This window comes from Betaproteobacteria bacterium (genome assembly GCA_016720855.1).
Lineage (GTDB): Bacteria > Pseudomonadota > Gammaproteobacteria > Burkholderiales > Usitatibacteraceae > FEB-7.
The window spans coordinates 1-16414 of sequence record JADKJU010000002.1 but is presented as its reverse complement, the minus strand read 5'-3'; the positions used below and the strand labels follow the sequence as shown (position 1 = coordinate 16414).

Here is a 16414-nt window from a genome sequence, read left to right as displayed (position 1 = left end):
GATGAGTGATCGCAGGCAATCCTTCGCGCCAGCCGCGCTCCTTAGGCTGTCATGGCGGTACCGCAAGGTGCTCGTTGCCGTGACACGTGTCGAACTGGAGAAGCGCTATTCCGGCTCCGTGCTCGGAATGCTGTGGCTGCTGCTCCATCCACTGCTCCTGCTGGCTATCTACTTGTTCGTGTATTCGGTGGTGTTCCGCATGCAGTTGCCGCAGTACAAGGGATTCGACTACGCGCTGTTTGTCTTCTGTGGTCTCATTCCATTCATTGGCCTTTCGGAAGCGTTGTCGGCCGGAACGTTGTGCATCAAGCAGAACATGCACCTGGTCAAGAACGTGATGCTTCCCATTGAACTCGTGCCCGTCCGAAGCGTGTTGGCGAGTCTTGCCACGCAGATGGTGAGTCTTGCGCTCCTTCTCGCGCTGCTTGCCGCATCCGGCCATCTCGCGTGGAAGGCGCTCTTACTGCCAGTTTTGGTGGCGCTTCAGGTTCTCATGCTGGTGGGCATCGTGCTTGTTCTTGCCTCCTTGGCCGTCGCACTCACTGACGTGAGCTACTTCGTAAATCTTTTTCTGATGCTGCTGATGTTTGTCTCGCCGATCGGATATACGCGCGAAATGATTCCAGAACCTTTCATGATGTTGGTGGATCTGAATCCGGTTACCTACATGGTGGAGGCATACCGCCAAGTCCTTCTCGCGGGACAATCCCCTTCCCCAATCCCGATGGGTGGATTCGTCCTGATAGCGTTCGCGAGCTACTGGGCGGGCACCGCGTTTTTCGAGCGGTTTAAGGCTGTCCTCGCAGACCATGAGTAAAGAAGATTTCATCGTCAGGGCAGAAGGCCTGTCGAAAACGTACCGGCTGTATACGCGACCTCGCGATCGGGTGCTCGACATGCTCGGGTTGCTGCGCAATCCGGCTGCCTATACCGAGCATCGTGCGCTCGACGGCGTGAGCCTCACGATCCGACGCGGCGAGCGGGTCGCCCTCATCGGTCGCAACGGTGCGGGGAAGAGCACTCTGCTCAAGCTGATTACGGGGGTGATAGAGCCGACGTCGGGCATCCTCGAGGTTAGCCAGGGAGCCCATGCGCTCCTTCAGATCGGTGCGGGGTTTCACCCGGATTTTACTGGGCGTCAGAACGCGCTAGCCTACCTTGCGCACCTCGGCATTTCGGGCGACAAAGCGAAGTCGCGAGTTGGGGCAATCGTCGAGTTTGCCGAACTGGAAGAGTACATCGACCAGCCAATCAAGACCTACTCGACCGGCATGGTCGCGCGTCTGATGTTCGCCACCTCGACGGCCATTGACCCCGAGCTGCTCGTGCTCGACGAGATCCTGGGGGTGGGTGACGCCTATTTCGCGCAGAAGAGCTTCGACCGCATCCGCGAGATGTGCGAAAAGAACCAGACGACGATTGTCCTGGTGTCCCATGATATCTACGCGGCATCGCGGTTGTGCGACCGGATGGTCTGGCTGGACCGTGGCCAGATCCTCCTCGACGGTTCGCCGGAAGCGGCGATGCGCGCTTACGAGGATTCGATCCGCCTGCAGGAGGAGGAGCGGCTTCGGCTGAAGACACTATCGGCGATTCGCGCGGCAGACGACGCGGGCAGTAGTCGCGTCCTGCTCGAGTTTTCGGCCTGCGACGACACCGGAAATCCGGTTTCCATCCACGTGGCATCGCTGGCACTCATGAGATCGGGCGTTGCGTTGGCGACGCTGCGTCCGGCTGAATGCGAACCGCAGGCCATGGTTTCCGGCCCCGGGCTCGTCGAAACGGGTTCGTGCTGGGGTCGGACAGAGACGCTTGGCGGAGTGCGTGGGCGGTGGATCAATGGCTTCGGCATCTTCCGCAAGGCGGTTGCGGTGCTCGAGATCGGCCGCGGGGAGGTGGCTCCGGGCCATCAGCTCGGGATTGCCTTGAGCTGCGCGAGCGATCGCCCCGCGATGCTTTCCTGCCGGATGTTCGCCCAGCAGCGAATGATTGAGTTCCGGGGCTCGCTGGGAGCCGCGAAGGAACACGTGACGGTGGAGTTCGTCAGGATCGAAGAGCGCGATCCGACCTCGGGAAACGTCGGATCCGGGATTTCAGCGGATGGTGCGCATGGCACAGGTGCCATCGCTATCCGCCACTTCGAGATTCTCGATGACCTCGGAACGCCAAGCCGCAAGCTGCAGCACGGCAAGGCTGCTTCCTTCGTTATGACATACGAGGTCGTCGATCGGGACTTCTCAGAACGCCCGGACATCTGCCTCGTGTATTTCCGGGCCGGCACAAGAGAGCCGATCAGCCGGATCATGACCCGAGACATATCTCTTGATGCGCGCGAAGGCAAGGGGACGATCATGCTGCGCGTCGATCCGCTACTCTTCGGCACCGGCCGCTTCGACGTCTGGATCTTCATCGCCAAGAACGGCTACTTCAGTCGGCAGCAGACGCGCTTTTATTCGGTGAACGAGGACGTCTACCTCAGCTTGCCCGACGTGGCCGAGTTCGTGGTCGAGGGAGGCCTGCTCGCGACGGGCGCGGCCTTCGTGGGTACGGGCGCGTGGACGCGCTCAAGCGTACAGGGCCATTGAAGGAGTGAACGCCACCCCGGAAGCGCCTCGGAAAGCGCCGTTGCCCACCCCCGCCGAGGTCGGCAGATTGGCTGCGCTGCCGCTGGTGTTTCTCGTGGCCACGGGCCGTAGCGGGTCCATGCTGGTCCAAGCGTTTCTCGACGGCCATAATGAGATCCTGCAGTGGCCCCACACTTTCAAGCTATTCGACTTCCTGGCGGCCAACACTGACTTCGCGAGCCGTGATGGCGCCGATCTCGGCAAAGCATTCTTGGACTTTCCCGCACATCACGCGCTCTTCGATTCCAGCCGCTCCGTCATTCACGGGGGGCGGCTTGGAGAGGACATGCGCGCCGTGGTTACCGTCGACCGCGACCGGTTCCTCGAGGCCATGACCGCCGCGCTTCCGCGGGCGGAGCGTAACCCCCGGAATCTGGTTGCCGCAATTCACGCTTCGCTGGCAAGCTGCCTCGGTTGGAGCACGGCGAACACTCGGGCGATGCTCATCCACCTGCACCATGGAGATTGGCTTTGGCCCGACGATCTCGTCGAAACCTACAACATTGAGCCGCACTTGCCGTGGCGCGGCATTGACCTGATTCGCCCCGAAAAGATCATTGTGTCTGTCCGTAATCCGGTGGACACCATCGACTCCACCGAGGCCTTCTGTGAAAAGGCCTGTGCGTCCCCGACTGAGGCGGGTGATTGGTTCGAACTGTACATGCGACTTCTCGTCCAGGACTGGCTTCGATTGGAATATCTGCGCTCCGGCGAGTTGGACACTCGCGTGGTACATCTTGATGCGCTGCGGCAAGATCCCGTCTCGGAGGTTGGAGCAGCTTGCCGATGGATCGGCGTGTCGGTGGACGCCCCGCAAGTACTCGAGCCGACAGCGTACGGCCTGCCCTGGTGGGGTGATTCCTACACGGAGCCGAGACGTCGACCCAAGCCGCCCCGGGCGATTCGCAAACCTTCGTGGATAAACCGGGATCACGTGTTCTTCGAACTGGGTGCAGGTCGAATCGGCGCCGAGGCGGGCTACCCTCGGCTCGGGGAGGGTAGGGCCCGTTGGGCCGCGCGTTTGCCGGCCTGGGCACTCTGGTTCGCCGACCGGCTGGATCGACGCAAGGGCCGGTACGTGGCGCGCGAATCGATGTGGCGTGAGCGCAGTCGGTTTTTGCGCGCGCTTCGAGAACGAACCTCCTACCGCAACCAATGAGACAATGACAACCTGCATCTGGATAACCGGGCTGTCCGGATCGGGCAAATCCACCCTCGCAAGCCAGGTCGCCGGGCAGCTGCGCCGGCGCGGCCTGGCCGTCGTGGCGTTGGACGGCGACGAATTGCGCGAGATGTTTAGTGCCGGAAGCGAGGCGGCTGCCGGCCACGATCGCGAAGCCCGGCTGGCACTCGCGATGCGGTATGCCCGATTGTGCCGGCTGCTGGCGTCGCAGGATCTTACGGTCGTCATCGCCACGATCTCCTTGTTTCGGGAGGTGCATGGGTGGAACCGGGCGAACCTGCCGGGCTATTTCGAGGTTTACCTCAAGGTGCCGCTGGAGGAACTGCGGCGCCGGGATCCCAAGGGGATCTACCGGCGCTTCGACTCGGGTGAACTGGCAGACGTGGCGGGCCTGGACCTGCCCGTAGACGAGCCTCAGGAGGCCGATTGGGTTGTCGAGTTCGATGCGGCCCGCGCGCCAGAAGCACTGGCCGACGAACTGCTCGAACGTTTGAAGGGGAAGGGAACAATTTGAAAACTGAGTGGGATTACACGGCGCTCGCGGATGCATACCTGAAGCGCCCCGATTACGCCGACGCGGCCATCGACGCGATGCTCGCGGTGATGACAGTCCGACGCGGCGATCGCGTCTGCGACGTCGGCGCGGGCGTCGCGCACCTCGCGCTTCCCCTCGCCAAGCGCGGACTCTTCGTGGATGCTGTCGAGCCAAATGACGCCATGCGCGGCCACGGAATTGCGCGCACGCAGCACCTGGAGGGCGTCCGCTGGCACGAGGGGACCGGTGAGAACACGGGCCAGCCTTCCGGCGCGTTTCGCGCCGTCACTTTCGGCAGTTCCTTCAATGTCTGCGATCGCCCGGCGGCACTGAAGGAATCGGCCCGCATCCTTGGGCATGGGGGCTGGTTCGCCTGCCTTTGGAATCATCGGCAGCTTGACGATCCAGTGCAGGCCCGTATCGAGGCGCTCATCAAGGGAAGCGTGCCCGACTATGGGTACGGGACCCGACGCGAGGACCAGACCGCGGTGATCGATGCAAGCGGCCTGTTCGGCCCCGTTGTTCATCTGGATTCGCGCGTGGTCCACGAACAGACAGCGGCCGAGTGTATCGAGGCCTGGCGTTCCCATGCGACCCTGCAGAGGCAAGCGGGGCCGGCATTCGGCGCCGTCGTGGAGGAGATTGCGGGCTACGTGTCGGGACTTCCGCAAGGGATCGTGAGAGTGCCCTATTCGACGCACGTTTGGGTCGCACGGCGGACCTGAGCCAGGATCATGTCCGTCGTCTTCTCGACCAAGGCTGGAACGCTTGCCGCTCTCGAAGGGCGGTTGCGGTCCGCCCGGATCGCCCCGCAGGTATGTATCACGGTGCGGGAATGGCTATCTGGACCCGACGAATGTCTCGCCCGCGTCCGAGCAAGCCTTTGCGTCGACAGCATGATCGTGCGATCAAGCTGCGTTCGCGAAGATCGACCCGGAAAGTCGAATGCCGGCGCGTTCTTGTCCGTCCCCGATATCGCCCCCGCACAGCTTCGGGATGCGATCGAGAGGGTGATCGCATCCTACGGCGCGGCGACCCAGGAGGATGAGGTTCTTATCCAGCCGATGCTCCGCTACGTGGTCACTTCCGGCGTCGCCTTCTCCCACGATCCCAATACCTGCGCGCCGTATCGCGTAATCAACTGGGCGGAGGGCGAGGACACTGGAATCGTGACCCGCGGAATGGGGGGGCATTCGTGGCAGCAAGCCGCGCGTTCGCCTATCGATCCGCCGGCCGGCATCGCGCCCGTGATTGCGCTGCTCGAGGACCTGCTCGCGTTGTGCGACGGCGTCCCAGTGGATTGCGAGTTCGCGTTCACGCGATCCGCAGGCGACCCGGGCGAGACGCTGTGGCTGCTCCAGGCGCGTCCGCTCGTGCTGCGCGAGCCGCCGCAGGACGAGGCCGTGCAGGAGATGCGGTTGCGGCAGATTCACGAGAAGGTCGTGCGCGGCATGCGCCCGCATCCGTTCCTCATGGGTCGTCGCACCGTCTACGGCGTCATGCCGGACTGGAATCCCGCCGAGATCATCGGCGTACGTCCGAAGCCGCTCGCTCTTTCCCTCTATCGCGACCTCGTGACGGACGCCATCTGGGCATATCAGCGCCACAACTACGGTTACCGGAACCTGCGCAGCTTTCCTTTGATGCCGCATTTTTTCGGGCTGCCGTACATCGACGTCCGGCTGTCGTTCAACTCGTTCATCCCGGCGGATCTGGACGAGGCCCTGGCCGGCCGGCTGGTCGACCACTACATCGACCGCCTCCTCGCCGAGCCCGCCCTGCACGACAAGGTCGAGTTCGAGATCGTGTTCTCCTGCTATACGCTCGATCTCCCGGAGCGGATGGCGCGGCTGGGCGACGCAGGATTCACGGGGCCGGAGCGCGAGGCCATCGCCGACAGCCTGCGGCGCCTGACCAACCGCATCGTCCATCCCAAGGAGGGGCTCTGGCGCCACGATGCCGCAAAGCTCGATATCCTTCGCGCACGCCGCGAGCAGTTGATGTCGTCGGGCGCAGACACGCTCGAACGCATCTATTGGCTGCTCGAGGACGCGAAGCGATACGGAACATTGCCGTTTGCTGGGCTCGCGCGCGCGGGATTCATTGCCGTGCAGATGCTGCGTTCGCTCGTTGCCACGGGCGTGTTCACCGACGCCGACTACGATGCGTTCCTGGGTGGCGTATCGACGGTGAGCAGCCAGCTCGCCGGCGACCGGTCGAAGCTCGGCAAGCGGGAGTTCCTGGCTGAGTACGGGCATCTGCGTCCCGGGACCTACGACATTCTCTCGCCGCGCTACGACGAAGCGCCGGACCTCTATTTCGACTGGGATCGGCGTCCGCCGCCACCGGGGCCCGCGGGGCGCTTTTCCGTCACGCTGCCGCAGATGCGGGAAGTGGTCCGGCAGCTTGAAGCTCACGGGCTCCATCCGGACGCGGTGGAACTCTTCGAGTTCCTTCAGGCCGGTATCGAGTTGCGAGAGTCCGCGAAATTTCACTTTACCCGAAACCTCTCGGATGCACTTTCCCTCGCTGCTGAATTCGGCGACCAGCTTGGCCTCTCGCGAGCGGACCTCGCTTATTGCGATATCGGCGTGTTTCAGGAGCTGCACGTGGCTGCGTCCGATCCCCGGCAGGCGCTCGAAATCAGCATTGAACATGGTAAGGCTCGTCACCGCGAAACGCTCGCACTTTCCCTTCCGCCCGTGATCGCAGATCCCGATTCTATATGGGGATTCCGATGGCCTGACGCATCCCCCAACTTCATCACGCAGCGCCAGGTCACGGCTCCCGTGACCCGCTACGAGGACCGGGCGTCCCTGGCGGGAGCGATCGTGTGCATTCCCAGCGCCGATCCCGGATTCGACTGGTTGTTCTCTTACCCGATTGCGGGCCTCATCACCGCTTGGGGCGGCGCGAATTCGCACATGGCGATCCGGGCCGGCGAGTTGGGCCTTCCCGCAGTCATCGGGGCCGGTGAAGTTCTCTTCCGGCGGTGGTCGTCCGCGCGGCGCTTGCAGGTTGACTGCGCGGGCAAACGCGTGGAAATCCTCGCGTGAGCATCGGTCCCATCGCCGCGGTGAGCCAGCGGGTGGATGTGCACGCCGACCGGACGGAGCGGCGCGATGCGCTGGACCAGCGGCTCGCGAGATGGCTCGTGACGGTCGGGCTGGTTCCGATTCCGGTCCCGAATTGGCTGGCGGCGGCACCCGAGGAGGCGGTGCAGGAACTGAGTCGTTGGCTCGAAGCCACGCGGCCCTGCGCCATCGTGCTGTCCGGGGGAAACGACGTCGGGCACATTCCGGAGCGCGACACGACGGAGAGGACCTTGCTTGTGTATGCGCAGGATCACGCGCTGCCCGTGCTCGGCATATGCCGTGGGATGCAGATGTTGGCGGTCTTCGCGGGAACATCTCTTAAACCGGTGGCCGGGCACGTTCGCGTGCGGCATGCGCTTCGGGGGGCCATCAGTGAAGAGGTGAACAGCTACCATGGCCAGGCGCTGGCTCAGTGCCCCGCAGGCTACGGGGTTCTCGCGTCCAGCGAGGATGACGAGATCGAGGCGATCCGCCATTTGGCTCGCAGCTGGGAGGGGTGGATGTGGCATCCCGAGCGCGAGGAATCGTTCGCGGCCTGGAACATCGACCGGGCGCGCGCCCTGTTCCGGCTGGAAGCGCGAGCGTGAAGGCGATCATCCTCGCGGCCGGACGCGGTAGCCGAATGAAAGGGCTCACTGACGATCGCCCGAAGTGTCTGGTCGAATTGCGCGGGAGGCCACTTCTCGAATGGCAATTGCAGGCCCTGCGCGACGGCGGCATCGCGCAGATTGGGATTGTCACTGGCTACCAGCGGGAATTACTCGCAGGGCGGGGGCTCGCGGAATTCCACAATGCGCGGTGGGCGGAGACCAACATGGTTTCCTCCCTAGCCTGTGCCCGTGAGTGGTTGATCGAGGGCCCGTGCGTGGTGAGCTACTCGGACATCTTCTATGCTCCGCAGGCGGTCGTGGCGCTCACGAACTGCCCTGCGGCGCTGGCCGTGACCTACGACCGCAACTGGCTTTCATTGTGGAAGGACCGATTCGGTGATCCGCTGCTTGACGCCGAGACGTTCCGAATGAACCCTGACGGCACGCTCGCGGAAATCGGGAACAAGCCGCACTCAGTCGAGGAGGTGCAAGGGCAGTACATGGGTCTCTTGCGAATCGCTCCGGAAGGCTGGAACGAAATCGAGCGGGTGTGTTCCGAGCTGCCCGAGGCGGATCGCGATCGCATACACATGACCGGAACACTTCAACGGGTCATTGACGCCGGGCGAGTCCCTATCGTTGCATTGCCCTACGACGAGCCGTGGGGCGAGGTAGATTCGGAAGAGGACTTGGCGGTCTTTCAGGGCTTGCGGACGGTGTGACCCGTGGCAACCAGAGTCGTCGACTATTACCAATCATCAGATCAGGAGCTTGCGCGTCGATACCTCGGCGAGCGGTTTCCTGATCTCACCGAAGATTATTTTCGTGCAGCACTTCGCCATCGGTACGAGCTCTACCCACACATTCCCGATATGGCCGAATTTTCCAGCTTTCGAGGCAAGGACGTCCTCGAAGTTGGCGTTGGGCAAGGGAGCGACCACTACATGTTTGCTTCGCAGGGCGCGTGCACTACCGGAATTGACCTTACGCCGAAGCACTGCGTGATCACTTCGTTAATGTTGAAGGCGCTGGGCGCGAAGTCACGCATTCTTCGCGCTGACGCGCGATCGTTGCCTTTCGGGGCGGCCTGCTTTGACCATGTGTACTCGTGCGGGGTGCTGCTGCTATTCGCAGAGATCGGTCGGGCACTAGCAGAGATTCACCGCGTCCTTCGGCCGGGCGGGTCAACGACAATCATGCTCTACAACCGGTCGAGCCTTCACTACTGGCTGAAGACACGCCTCTACTACGGCTGGGCGCTGGGTGAGAATGCGGTGCTCGGCCGGGACACGGTGCTCGACTGGTACACGGACGGAATTGGCTACCCGAAGACATGGCACTATGGCCCGCGCGATCTGCCCGGGCTGTTCGGGGCGTTCTCCCGCATCGAGTACCGCACCTCCTGCCTCACGCCGGAGCAGATTCCGGAAATCGGCCTCCCCCGCGACGGGACTGCGCGTGCCTGGCTTGAGAAGCGCTTCGGATTTTTCCTGTGGATCCGCGCGTGGAAATGAAACGCGAAAACTTCCCCACGCCCGCGTTCCTGCGCGACCTGGCGGCGGTCGTCACCCACTCGGGGCCCGTCGCGGCGCTTGTCCTGATCGATGACGAGACGGCCGCAGGCGAGGCGGCTGCCGCGCGATGGCTCGATCACCTGCCGGGCTGCGTCGCGCATCTCGCCGCGCCGGAAGCGGCCCTTCCCGCCGTGCGCGCCTGGGCCGTGGCCGCGCGTCCCGGCGTGATGCCGGTGACGTTTCCCGGCTGGCGAATGGGCGACTGGGCGGGCGTGGTTTCGAGGCTGGCCGCGCTCGATCCGCCGCCGCGAATCATCGTATCCTGCGCTCCATATGACGCTTACGGTGTGCTTGTGAAGCGCCCCCTAGAAACCGCGGTGGCCGAACTGGTCGGACGCATCCCGGCGCTCTACCTCGCGCTGGACGAAGCATATGGCACGATGCGTGTGCTCGATTCGCGCCTGTTGCGGGATCGTCTCCACGCGCGCCCGCGGCGGCTGCGCGCGTATCGGCTCGTGGTGCGAGCCGTGTTCACCCTTGCCAGCTTGCTCGCCCGCTTGCCGGGACAGCGAGCGGCGGGCTGGAGGCGTGTGCCGTGACGACGGTCGACCGGCTGACTTCGGCGCTGCTCGAGCTTGCCCGCGAGCATCTCCATCGCGAACCGCAGGCGCAGCCCGCCTCGGGCGTGTCGCTCACCACGCCCTTCAACAACACGACGCAGGCGGACTGGGCCGAGGCCGTCGCGCTCTGGAACCACCACGGGCGCGCGTTCCTCACGAAAATGCGGCCCAGGTCCTGCCCGACGTGCGGAGCCGACCGGCGCCGCGCGCTCTTCGAGTCCTACGACGGCTACCCGTTCGTCGAGTGCGAGTCGTGCAAGTGCTGGTACGTTCCGCTGGTCGTGGAGGCGGAAGTATTCGAGCGCTTCTTCGCCGCGTGTCCCGAGGCGCGGGAGGTGAGCGCGCGCACTTTTGCGAAGCGGTCGTCGCCGGAGAACGTCGCTGTCGACCTCGAGCGTATCGGCGGCTACCTCGAGACGCTGCTGCCGTTGCTGCCGGACGGCAACGGAGGGCGCTATCTTGACGTGGGCTGCGGGCTCGGCCACTCGCTGCAGGCGGCTTCCCGCTTGGGCCTCGCGGGCACGGGAGTTGAGTCGTCCACGGAGTGCATCGAGATCGGGCAGCGCAACGGGCTGGATGTCCGGCCCGTGGAGGCGCTTCGCGCGGATGAGCGCTTCGCCCTGGTGAGCTTCTGGGAGTCCCTCGAGCACATCGGCGACCCGGGCGCTGCGCTGCGCTCGGCCGCCTCCGTCCTCGAAGCCGACGGTCTCGTCGCCCTCACGGTACCCAATCAGCTCTCGCCGCTCGTGCGCGCGCAGCGCGCCGATTGCGCGTTCGTGAACGGTGGCTTCGACACCGCCGGCCACATCAATCTTTTCTCGCCGGCCAACCTCGAGCAGCTCCTGGCGCGAAACGGCCTCACCCTCCTCGACATCGACTGTCAGTACGGCATGAATCTCCTCGAGCTGGCATCCTACGCGGTAGGCGGCCACCGGGGAGCGGCCGACCTGCTGGCGGGCAATCCGGTCGACGGTGGGCTGCCGCCAGCAGCCGCGGAGGTTCTCACCTCGATCGGCCCCGCGGTCTCGCTCATCGAACGCCTCGCGCTCCTGTCGCCCATTCTCTTCGCGGTCGCCTGCCGGCGCGAGTCGGCCGGGCATCTGACCGCGCCGATCGCCGAGCTTCGCCGCTTGCGCCATGGGCGAATTGCGGCGCAGGCCGAGGCTCTCATGCCGCCGCTTTCGAACGAAGAGGAGCTTCGTGCGAAGCTAGCGGCTGCAGAGGCGGAACTTCGCGAGACCCACGAGCGTCTCGTGCGCTCCGACCAGGAGTACCTGCAGATCCGGCGCGCGCTCAAAGCGTTGCGCGACCCGATCGGCACCCTTGCCCGGATCGTCGGACGGAAATAGCCCGGGAGAATCATCCATGTGCGGCATCGCCGGCGCCTTCCACCCCAATGCCAATGTCTGCCCGGACGAGGTGCTCGCCGCCATGCGCGACCGCATGCCGCACCGCGGCCCCGATGGCGTGGGCCTGTGGCGCTCTCCCGACGGGAGATGCGGCCTCGTGCACCGCCGCCTGTCGATCATCGACCTGTCGAACGCGGCCCTGCAGCCGATGGCGAACGGCGACGGCAGCGTGCAGGTCGTCTTCAACGGCGAGATCTACAACCACGCCGAGCTTCGCCGCGAGCTGGAGGCGCTGGGCAAGTACCGCTGGACGACGGACCACTCGGACACCGAGGTCCTGCTGCACGCGTACGAGGAATGGGGCCTGGACTGCGTCAAGCGCTTCCACGGCATGTTCGCCTTCGCCGTGTACGACGCGCGCGACCGCAACCGCCCGGCCATGCACCTGGTGCGCGACCGCGTGGGCATCAAGCCGCTCTACTTCGCGCGGACGGGGCGCGGCGAATGGCTCTTCGCCTCCGAGATCCGCGCGCTCTTCGCGCACCCCGACCTGTCGCCCGAGATGGACCGGGCCGCCTTCTGGCATTACCTCACGTTCATCGTGACCCCCGCGCCCATGACGCTCTTCCGCGGCATCTTCAAGCTGCCCGCGGGCCACCGCATGACGATCGACCACGAGGGCCGCGCGACGGCGAAGCAGTGGTGGGACTGCAAACCCGACCGCGAGAAGACGCTCACGACCGCCGATCTCAGCGAGGCCGACGCGGTCACCGAACTCACGCGGCTCCTCAAGCAATCGATCAGGCGGCGCATGGTCTCGGATGTGCCCTTCGGCGTGCTGCTCTCCGGCGGCGTGGACTCCAGCATGAACGTGGCGCTCATGAGCGAGCTCATGGACCGGCCGGTGACCACCTTCACCATCGGCTACGAGGGTCAGGAGGACACGAACGAATTCCGCTTCGCGCGGCGCGTGAGCGAGCGCTACAAGACGGATCACCACGAGTCGATCATCAGTCACCGCGATGCCCAGGAGTTCCTGCCCCTGCTGGTGCAGCTGCAGGACGAGCCCATCGCCGACAACGTCTGCATCCCGCTCTACTTCCTCGCGAAGCTGGTGAAGGATACGAAGACGACAGTCGTCCAGGTGGGCGAGGGCGCAGACGAGAATTTCCTCGGCTACTGGTGGTGCGAGCACTACCGCCAGAAGTACGAGAGCGTGTACAAGCCCGCGCTCGCGGGCCCGCCGCCATGGTGGAAGCGGCTCCTTCACGCAGCATCCGGCGCAGCCACGGGCCTCACGCCCGAGGACGCGGAAATCGCGGCACGCGCGCGGGCCGGGCAAGAACTTTTCTGGGGCGGCGCGGTTTGCTGGTGGGGATCCGCGCGCGAACAGCTCACGCCGCACCCCGAAATGTTCGCGCAGCCGGTGGAGTGCCCCGTACCCGGGCTGATGCCGGAAGCATTCGGCAGCGTGGACAGTCACGCGGTCGTCTCGCACTATCTCGGCCCGCTCGCCGGGCATCTCGTCGATCCCGAGGTGCTGCAGAAGATCCCCTACATGGAGATGAAGCTTCGCCTTCCCGAGCACCTGCTCATGCGCGTGGACAAGCTCACCATGGCACACTCGATCGAGGCACGCGTGCCGTTCCTCGACCACGACGTCGTGGAATTCGCCACGCGCTTGCCGCCCGAGTACAAGCTTCGCGACGGCGAGGGCAAGTGGCTCCTCAAGAAGGCGGCCGAGCCCTACCTCGACCGTGACATGATCTACCGGAAGAAGCAGGGCTTCGGCGCGCCGATGGACCAGTGGTTCCGCGAGAAGGAGTTCGGCGAGCGCTGCCTCGCCGCGTACCGGCGCTCCGCCCTGCGCAAGGAAGGCTTCTTCGACGACGCCTACTTCGAGAGCATGATGAAGCGGACGATGGCCGGGCAAGGCGGCAACAGCTTCCAGGTCTGGACCGTCCTCAATGCCGTGCTCTGGCACGCGTCGTGGATCGAAGGCCGGGCGGACTGCCTGTAGATGTGCGGCCTCGGCGGCATCTTCCAGTACTCGCCGGCGGGACCGGCCGTCGAGCGCGCAACGCTCGAGCGCATGGGAGAGGCCACTCGCCACCGCGGTCCGGACGCCTTCGGACTGTGGATGGCGCCCGACCGCCGGCTCGGCCTGGTGCACAACCGCCTTTCCATCGTGGATCTCGCTGCGGCGGCGGCGCAACCGATGGCGAACGAGGCGGGAACCGTCACCGTCGTCTTCAACGGCGAGATCTACAACCACCGTGCCCTGAGACGCGAACTCGAAGCGGCCGGGCAGCGATTCCGCACCGACCACGCCGACACCGAGGTCATCGTGAAGGGCTTCGAAGCGTGGGGGTGGGACGCCATGCTCGAACGCCTGCGCGGGATGTTCGTGATCGCGCTGTGGGACGCGAACGCGAGCGTGCTGCACCTGGCGCGCGACCGCGTCGGCATCAAGCCGGTCTACGTGTGGCAGGGCGGCGGGCGGCTCGTGTTCGCCTCCGAGATCAAGGCCATCCTGCGCGTGCCCGGCGTGCCGCGGGAGATCGACCCGCACGCGATGTACCACTACCTCGGGGGAATGGCGGCGCCGGCGCCCATGACGCTCTTCGCGGGCATCCAGAAGCTGCCACCGGGGACGAGCGTCACGATTGCCCGGGACGGAAAGGCGAGCGTCCGCCGCTACTGGCGCATGCCGGAAGCCGCCGGGCCGGGGGCCGCGACGCCGGAAGAGGCGGCGCAGGGCGTCCGCGAGATCCTCTACGACGCGCTCGACGAGCACTGCATGGCGGACGTGCCCATCGGCGTGTTTCTTTCCGGGGGCGTGGATTCGGGCGCGCTCCTCGCGCGGCTGTCTTCCGTGGTGCCGGGGCGCGTGCGCACTTTCTCCGTCGGCTACGAGGGCTTCCCCGCGCTCGATGAACGCGATCGCGCCCGAGAGATGGCCGAGCGCTTCGGCGCCGAGCACCGTGAAGTGGTGGTGGGGCTCGATACGCTGGAGGCCTCGTGGGAGGAGATCCTCTACCACCAGGACGAGCCGCTCGCCGACTGGGTCTGCTTCCCGCTGTGGCACGTGGCGAAGCTCGCGGCAGGCGACGTGAAGGTCGTGCTCGTGGGCGAGGGCGCGGACGAACAGTTCGCGGGCTACGACGGATACCTGCACTACCTCGACATCGAGCGGCGCTACTGGGATCCGTACCGGCGCCTCGTGCCGCGTCCGCTGCGCACGCTCGCGGCGGGAATCGCGCGAGGCGCGATGCGCTGGTGGCCCGATCTTGCCGGTGTCGCGGATGCCTTCGACCGCGCCGCGCGCGACCGCGAACTTTTCTGGGGCGGGGCCATCACCTTCTGGGAGACGCAGAAGTCGCTACTTCTCGACCGCGACGCGCTGCCGCGGCAGGGGCCCACGGACCTTCTGCTCGACGACTCGGCCTGGCGCGAGTACGACAGCTTCGCGCTCGTTCGCGCCGCGGACTCGGTGTCCCGCGCTGCGCCCGGAGACTCGCTCGCACGCATGATCAACCGCGAGTTCGAGTACCGCCTGCCGGAGCTGCTGCTCATGCGCGTGGACAAGATGACCATGGCGCATTCCCTCGAGGCGCGCGTGCCGTTCCTCGACCACCGCCTCGTGGCGGCCTCCTACGCACTGCCGTCGGCGTGGAAGACGGCGGGCGGCGTGCCCAAGGCGATCCTCAAGCGGGCGGTGCGGGGGCTGGTGCCCGACGAGGTGATCGACCGGCCGAAGGTCGGCTTCGGGGCGCCCGTCGCGCAATGGCTCAAGGGCGAATTCGGCGAGCGCGTGGAACGCGGCATCCTCGAATCGACGCTCTTCGCGAAGGGCTGGTTCCGGCCGGCGTATGTGCGGCACCTCTTCCGCGCGCACCGCGAGGGACGGCGCGACTACGCGACGAACCTGTGGGCGCTGCACAATCTGTGCGCGTGGCACGACCGCTGGGTCGAGCCGGGCGCCTTCGCGGGCCGGTAGCGTGGTCTCTCCGGGCATCCCGCGGCTGATCGTGTGCGATGGGGAAGTGCCCGCCGACGTGGACGTGGCCGGCGCCGACCTGATGCAGTTTCCGGCCTTCATCGAGCAGGTGCGGGACCTGCGGTGGCTTCGGGGGGCGCTCTTCGGCTGGCGCGAGGTCGGGCTCGTCGTTCCCTGGGCGGGCCGGCGCCCCCGGCCATTCGCCGTGGCGGTGGTGCTGCGCCTGCTGTCGCGGGGCCGGTGCTGGATCCGCGACCCCGGGGGCGGCGCCGTGGCCGTCGGGCCGCGGCTGCTCGCCAAACTCGCGTTGCGACTGCTGGCCGACGGGCTCGCCCGTCACCGCATCCTCGCCGAGGTGAGTCGGTCCGTGACGGAGTTGCGCGAGTGGGTGGACGCGGGGCCGCGGGCGCTCGCGCTCAAGCCCGGCCCGCCGGTGTTCCTCAAGACGGACCTGTGGCTCTCGGCGGCAGCGGGCGGCTCGGTCACGCACATGGCGGGTGTGGTGAACCGCCTCGGCGAGTTCTTCGAGCCACCGCTGGTGTTCGCTCCGGCACCGAACCCGCTGCTTTCCGCCGCGCACGAGTTCCACCTGGTCCTGCCCGACGAGCGCCACTGGGATTACCTCGAGATGCCGGCACTGGCCTTCAACGCGCGCGCGCGACGGATGGTGCTCGAGGCGCTGGCGGGGCGCAGCCCGGCTTTCCTCTACGTGCGCTATGGCCTCAACAGTTTCGCGGGCGTGGCGCTCGCGCGCGACCTCGGCGTGCCCCTCGTGCTCGAGTACAACGGCTCGGAGATCTGGGTCGACCGCCACTGGGGGCGTGCGCCCGCGCGCGGCGCGCTCGCCGAGGAGATCGAGGACCTGTGCCTCGCCGCGGCGAACCTCATCGTCGTCGTGAGCGAC

The 16414-nt window shown here is 65.9% G+C and carries 14 protein-coding genes; all 14 read left to right on the top strand.

Annotation, left to right across the window (positions count from 1 at the left end; all coding sequences use genetic code 11):
* The first annotated feature begins 1 nt into the window (after nt 1).
* On the top strand, nt 2-817 hold the full coding sequence (locus IPP91_07355; GenBank protein ID MBL0141880.1) for an ABC transporter permease: 816 nt from the start codon (nt 2-4) through the stop codon (nt 815-817).
* Nucleotides 810-2585 carry an ATP-binding cassette domain-containing protein gene (locus IPP91_07350; GenBank protein MBL0141879.1) on the top strand — a complete coding sequence of 592 codons (1776 nt, stop codon included), beginning with the start codon at nt 810-812 and terminating at the stop codon, nt 2583-2585. Before IPP91_07355 ends, IPP91_07350 begins: the two co-directional genes overlap by 8 nt.
* Before the next feature lie 40 nt (nt 2586-2625).
* A complete protein-coding gene (locus IPP91_07345; protein MBL0141878.1) occupies nt 2626-3783 on the top strand; it encodes a hypothetical protein in 1158 nt (385 codons plus the stop codon).
* 4 nt (nt 3784-3787) lie between these two features.
* Complete coding sequence (locus IPP91_07340; GenBank protein ID MBL0141877.1) at nt 3788-4321, top strand: adenylyl-sulfate kinase; 534 nt, start codon at nt 3788-3790, stop codon at nt 4319-4321.
* Nucleotides 4318-5067: a methyltransferase domain-containing protein gene (locus IPP91_07335; protein MBL0141876.1), complete on the top strand. Its 750-nt coding sequence runs from the start codon at nt 4318-4320 to the stop codon at nt 5065-5067. The genes IPP91_07340 and IPP91_07335 overlap by 4 nt, the downstream gene beginning before the upstream one ends.
* A 9-nt stretch (nt 5068-5076) precedes the next feature.
* Nucleotides 5077-7398 (top strand): phosphoenolpyruvate synthase, encoded by a 2322-nt coding sequence (locus IPP91_07330; GenBank protein MBL0141875.1) that lies wholly within the window; start codon nt 5077-5079, stop codon nt 7396-7398.
* Complete coding sequence (locus tag IPP91_07325) at nt 7395-8024, top strand: gamma-glutamyl-gamma-aminobutyrate hydrolase family protein (GenBank protein ID MBL0141874.1); 630 nt, start codon at nt 7395-7397, stop codon at nt 8022-8024. The genes IPP91_07330 and IPP91_07325 overlap by 4 nt, the downstream gene beginning before the upstream one ends.
* A complete protein-coding gene (locus IPP91_07320) occupies nt 8021-8749 on the top strand; it encodes a phosphocholine cytidylyltransferase family protein (GenBank protein MBL0141873.1) in 729 nt (242 codons plus the stop codon). Before IPP91_07325 ends, IPP91_07320 begins: the two co-directional genes overlap by 4 nt.
* A gap of 3 nt (nt 8750-8752) precedes the next feature.
* Nucleotides 8753-9541 carry a class I SAM-dependent methyltransferase gene (locus IPP91_07315; protein MBL0141872.1) on the top strand — a complete coding sequence of 263 codons (789 nt, stop codon included), beginning with the start codon at nt 8753-8755 and terminating at the stop codon, nt 9539-9541.
* Entirely contained in the window at nt 9538-10140 is a 603-nt protein-coding gene (locus IPP91_07310) for a hypothetical protein (GenBank protein ID MBL0141871.1), read from the top strand. Before IPP91_07315 ends, IPP91_07310 begins: the two co-directional genes overlap by 4 nt.
* Nucleotides 10137-11510 (top strand): class I SAM-dependent methyltransferase, encoded by a 1374-nt coding sequence (locus tag IPP91_07305; protein MBL0141870.1) that lies wholly within the window; start codon nt 10137-10139, stop codon nt 11508-11510. Before IPP91_07310 ends, IPP91_07305 begins: the two co-directional genes overlap by 4 nt.
* Before the next feature lie 16 nt (nt 11511-11526).
* Nucleotides 11527-13530, top strand: a complete 2004-nt coding sequence (asnB, locus tag IPP91_07300; GenBank protein ID MBL0141869.1) for an asparagine synthase (glutamine-hydrolyzing) — start codon at nt 11527-11529, stop codon at nt 13528-13530.
* Nucleotides 13531-15510 carry an asparagine synthase (glutamine-hydrolyzing) gene (gene asnB, locus IPP91_07295; GenBank protein ID MBL0141868.1) on the top strand — a complete coding sequence of 660 codons (1980 nt, stop codon included), beginning with the start codon at nt 13531-13533 and terminating at the stop codon, nt 15508-15510.
* 1 nt (nt 15511) lies between these two features.
* On the top strand, nt 15512-16414 hold a 903-nt coding region (locus tag IPP91_07290), incomplete at its 3' end, for a hypothetical protein (GenBank protein ID MBL0141867.1).

What these genes read in the sequence shown, in the direction of transcription:
- IPP91_07355 (MBL0141880.1), top strand. Translation starts at nt 2, where the DNA reads ATGAGTGATCGCAGGCAATCCTTCGCGCCAGCCGCGCTCCTTAGGCTG.
- IPP91_07350 (MBL0141879.1), top strand. Translation starts at nt 810, where the DNA reads ATGAGTAAAGAAGATTTCATCGTCAGGGCAGAAGGCCTGTCGAAAACG.
- IPP91_07340 (MBL0141877.1), top strand. Translation starts at nt 3,788, where the DNA reads ATGACAACCTGCATCTGGATAACCGGGCTGTCCGGATCGGGCAAATCC.
- IPP91_07330 (MBL0141875.1), top strand. Translation starts at nt 5,077, where the DNA reads ATGTCCGTCGTCTTCTCGACCAAGGCTGGAACGCTTGCCGCTCTCGAA.
- IPP91_07310 (MBL0141871.1), top strand. Translation starts at nt 9,538, where the DNA reads ATGAAACGCGAAAACTTCCCCACGCCCGCGTTCCTGCGCGACCTGGCG.
- asnB (MBL0141869.1), top strand. Translation starts at nt 11,527, where the DNA reads ATGTGCGGCATCGCCGGCGCCTTCCACCCCAATGCCAATGTCTGCCCG.
- asnB (MBL0141868.1), top strand. Translation starts at nt 13,531, where the DNA reads ATGTGCGGCCTCGGCGGCATCTTCCAGTACTCGCCGGCGGGACCGGCC.